Source organism: Azospirillum brasilense (assembly GCF_008365405.1).
GTDB lineage: Bacteria > Pseudomonadota > Alphaproteobacteria > Azospirillales > Azospirillaceae > Azospirillum > Azospirillum brasilense_D.
This window is the reverse complement of sequence record NZ_QOKV01000066.1, coordinates 1-2,011: the sequence shown is the minus strand read 5'-3', so window position 1 is coordinate 2,011 and position 2,011 is coordinate 1. Positions and strand designations below refer to the sequence as shown.

Sequence of the window (2,011 nt, the reverse complement as noted above, 5' to 3'; positions counted from 1 at the left end):
ATGACCGCCTCGACAATGTTGCCAAATTGGACTTTGAATGGGCGGTTGCGATTGATCGTAAATGCTTGCGGCCCCGTTACCGAGAGGGATTCGGCCGCCTACCGTTGAACCTTCGTTGGCAGCCCGATCTGGGGGCACCTGCCGAAGGAGGCGCCGATGGCCCGGCGCAGCACAGCCGTTCCCTTGACGATCCAGGTGTCGTTCGAGACGACGCGGATCAGCACCCAGTGTCTGATCGACGCCTACACCCATCTGGTGCCGATCACCCGCCGTCGGGTGCGGCACGTCTCAAACCAGGATGCCGACGCCGTCGTCGCACCGATCAAACGGAGGGGTGACCATGCCTGAGCCCCGGATTGCCCTGTACGCGCGGGTTTCCAGCGACCAGCAGACCCGTGACAACACGATTGCCAGCCAACTCGGCGCTTTGCGCGAGCGGATTGCCGCCGCGGGGCGGGCCATCGATCCTGCCGGCGAGTTCGTCGATGAGGGCTACAGCGGCACCACGCTCCTGCGCCCAGCTCTGGAGCGCTTGCGCGATGCCGTGGCGGCCGGCGTCATCGATCAGGTCTACGTCCATGCCCCGGACCGGCTCGCGCGCCGCTACGCCTACCAGGTCCTTCTCATCGAGGAGTTCCGCCGGGCCGGGGCCGAAATCGTCTTCATCAACCGTCCCATCGGCACCAGTGCGGAAGACGACCTCCTGCTCCAAGTGCAGGGAATGATCGCCGAGTACGAGCGCGCCAAGATCCTGGAACGCAGCCGACGCGGACGTCGGCACGCTGCCCGCACCGGGCAGGTCAGCGCCTTGGGCAAGGCCCCGTTCGGCTATCGCTACATCACCAAAGACGAAGGCGGTGGGGTGGCGCGTGTCGAGGTGGTTACCGACCAGGCCCGCTGGGTGCGCCTGATGTTCGCCTGGGTCGGCCTGGATCGCCTGAGCCTGCGCGAGGTGTGCCGCCGGTTGCACGAAGCCGGGGTGCCGACCAGCACCGGCAAGGCCCGGTGGGACGCCACGACCATTGCCCTGATGCTGCGCAACACCGCCTACATCGGGCGGGCGGTGTTCGGCCGCTCGCATTCGGTCCAGGCGGCGCCCCGCCTCCGGCCCCTGCGCGGGCACCCGCACCCACCGCGCCATCCCAACTCGCGCGTTCCCGTACCACGCGAGGAGTGGATCGAGATTCCGATGCCGGCCCTGGTGGATCCCGCGGTGTTCGAGGCGGCGCAGACGCAACTCGATGAAAACCGTCGCTGGCGCCGGGAACGCCGCCGGCGGCCTGGGTGGTTGTTGCAGGGGCTGGTGATCTGTCGACAGTGCGGGTACGCGTTCTACGGCAAGATGGCGCGCGGGACGGTCGGTGGCCGGCAACCCGCCGACTACGGCTACTACCGTTGCCCGGGGACCGATGCGCACCGCTTCGCCGGGCAGGCGGTCTGTCACAATCGTTCCGTGCGCAGCGACCGTCTTGAGCGGGCCGTGTGGGATGAGATCCGGGCCGTGCTCGAAGACCCGCAGCGTCTGGCTCACGAATACGAGCGGCGACTCGCCGAGGTGCAGGATCGCCCGCGTGGCGCCGACGTCGTCGCTGGGTTCGACCATCAGATCACCGGCCTGCGCCGCGGCATCGCCCGGCTCATCGACGGCTACGCGGAAGGGATCATCGACCGCGCCGAGTTCGAACCACGCATCGGCGGCATGAAGCAGCGTTTGTCGCGCCTCGAAGAGGAGCAACGCAAGGCCGCCGAGGACGCCGAAGTGGAGAGCAACCTGGCGCTGATCATTGGCCGCCTTGAGGACTTCGCCGACAAGGTTCACCAGAGCTTAGAGGAGTTGGACTGGAACGGCACGCGCGAGATCATTCGCGCCATGGTTCGCCGGATCGAGATCGATGGCGATCACGTCAACGTCGTCTTCCGCATACCGCCGCCGTCATTGGAGGGGGGCGAAAGCCCTTTCGGCGGAACGTCCCCCGCGGGCGATAATTGGCAACATTGTCGAGGCGGTCAT

General features: G+C 67.1%; 2 protein-coding genes. Both read left to right on the top strand.

All coding sequences use genetic code 11. From position 1 onward, the window contains the following. Positions 1-156 precede the first annotated feature (156 nt). A complete protein-coding gene (locus tag DS837_RS31730; protein WP_149168387.1) occupies positions 157-348 on the top strand; it encodes a hypothetical protein in 192 nt (63 codons plus the stop codon). Further along, positions 341-2,011 (top strand): recombinase family protein (locus DS837_RS31725; protein ID WP_149168386.1); only part of this gene is annotated, 1,671 nt, incomplete at its 3' end. The genes DS837_RS31730 and DS837_RS31725, both read left to right, overlap by 8 nt.

What these genes read in the sequence shown, in the direction of transcription:
- DS837_RS31730 (WP_149168387.1), top strand. Translation starts at nt 157, where the DNA reads ATGGCCCGGCGCAGCACAGCCGTTCCCTTGACGATCCAGGTGTCGTTC.